The sequence below is a fragment of the Dolichospermum sp. LEGE 00246 genome (assembly GCF_015207865.1).
Classification (GTDB): Bacteria; Cyanobacteriota; Cyanobacteriia; order Cyanobacteriales; family Nostocaceae; genus Dolichospermum; species Dolichospermum heterosporum.
The window spans coordinates 1-2,155 of sequence record NZ_JADEWA010000648.1 but is presented as its reverse complement, the minus strand read 5'-3'; the positions used below and the strand labels follow the sequence as shown (position 1 = coordinate 2,155).

General features: G+C 44.2%; 2 protein-coding genes. Both read left to right on the top strand.

Going from position 1 to position 2,155, the window contains the following annotated elements; translation table 11 throughout:
• Window positions 1-189 precede the first annotated feature (189 nt).
• A complete protein-coding gene (pgl, locus tag IQ228_RS25075) occupies window positions 190-906 on the top strand; it encodes a 6-phosphogluconolactonase (protein WP_193964856.1) in 717 nt (238 codons plus the stop codon).
• Window positions 907-1,068: 162 nt separating this feature from the next.
• On the top strand, window positions 1,069-2,049 hold the full coding sequence (locus IQ228_RS25070) for an FHA domain-containing protein (protein WP_193964854.1): 981 nt from the start codon (window positions 1,069-1,071) through the stop codon (window positions 2,047-2,049).
• Window positions 2,050-2,155 lie beyond the last annotated feature (106 nt).

Genomic DNA, 2,155 nt, shown 5'->3' with positions numbered 1-2,155 from the left:
AAGCCTAACAAGCTCTTATAACAGGTCGAAGCTAACATTACCCCAGAAATGGGAGTTGGTTTCCAGGTTCCAATCAAAAATCTGGTTTCAATTTTAATATCCACAGCGGTTAAAACCGCTCGTGTCGTTTCCCTCTCAGGTCTAAAGACGCTGAGTTTCCCACTTACCGGGTATTCTTATGATAATGCCATGAACAAAACTGTTGAAGTCCATTCCAGTGTATCGGCACTCGTTCAACGGGCGCTAGAATTGATACTGTCGAAAGCGGAAACTGCTATTAGCGAACGGGGGCAATTTACAATTGCTTTGTCAGGGGGCAGTACACCAAAACCTTTGTATGAGGCGATAGCTAATCAAAAGTTGCCCTGGGATAAAATTCATGTATTCTGGGGAGATGAGCGTTATGTACCAGCAGATCATCCTGATAGTAATGAACTGATGGCGAGACGTGCATGGTTAGATCAGGTGGCACTTCCCAAGGCGAATATTCATGCTATCCCTACTTTATCTGCTAACCCAGAGGTAGATGCAGCTAAGTATAACCAGCATCTGCAAACATTTTTTAATTCGGCATCGGGAGAGTTCCCAGCATTGGATGTAGTTTTACTGGGAATGGGTGATGATGCCCATACTGCATCTTTGTTTCCCTACACGGAAGCTCTCAAGGTGAGCGATCGCCTAATTACTGTTGGTAATAAAGATGATAATCTCCGCATCACTTTTACTTACCCATTTATTAACGCGGCTCGCAGTGTGATTTTTATGGCTGCTGGTGCTAATAAAAGACCGGCTTTAGCCCAAGTTTTTGCACCGGTAGCGGATGATTTCGCCTATCCATCACGGTTAATTCGTCCCCAAGGAGAACTCTATTGGTTGCTAGACGCAGCGGCTGGTTTGGAACTCTAACGTTGACTATGATTTTTGAGATTTGGTTGATTGAGATGATGAAGAATCATCACCAATGATCAACTTGTCCTCACTGTAAGTAATTTTTAGCATCACTAGCTAAAGTTACTTATGTGCTTGTCAGTAATATTTTTACAACGACCTTCACTAAGGCTTAAATCCATGATCGTCTGCCCTAATTGCAATCATCCTAACCCAGACGGCGCTGTTCAATGTGAAGCTTGCTATACGCCGTTACCAGCTACAGCTAGTTGTCCTAATTGTGGAGCAACTGTACAGTCAGATGCTGCTTTCTGTGGTCAGTGCGGTTACAATCTCCATTTTGGTGCTACTCTTGCAGTCGCCTCAACTGGTGCTGTTAATCCTGTGCCAGCACCAGTGGTCGCTCCTGACTTAATGATGCAACTGCTACAGCCTGATGTGTTGGAAGTTGCGCCCCGATCTAATCCGACCGTATCTGCACCTGTAGCACCTGAACCAGAAGTTTATATTCCGCCTGTACTGACTCCTGCACCTGCACCTATGGCTGTAGTTCAGGAACAAGCTGTTTATGTTCCTTCTGTACCTGCACCTGTAGCACCTGAACCAGAAGTTTATATTCCGCCTGTATTGACTCCTCCACCTGCACCTGTAGCACCTGAACCGGAAGTTTATATTCCGCCTGTATTGACTCCTGAACCTGTGGCTATGGATACAGTACCAGGATCTGAGCCTTATATTCCACCTGCTTATGTACCCCAGATAGATCCTATATCTATTCCTGAAGTTGCTCCAGTCGCACCATCAGGAAAGGTGGCAAATACTCAATTACAACAGATCGTAGCGCGATTATTCCATGTTCAAGCTAATCAGGAAATAGAATTACCACAAAATCTCTCGGTTGTGCATATTGGTAAGCCTAATGATCGTGTTCCTCCAGATATAGATGTTTCGGGATTCCCAAATTCGGAGATTGTTTCGCGGATTCATGCGGATATTCGGATTGAGGGAGATGCTTGTTATATAGAGGATGCAAGTAGTTCTAATGGTACTTACATTAATAACTTACCTCTGTTACCTGGTAACAGACATCGCCTCCGTCCAGGCGATCGCATTAGCTTGGGTAAGGGAGATTTAGTTACTTTCTTGTTTCAACTTTCTTAGGAACAGGTAATGGGTAATAGGTAATGGGTAATAGGTAATAGGTAATGGGTAATAGGTAATGGGTAATGGGTAATGGGTAATGGGTAATAAATATTTCCCCCTGCCC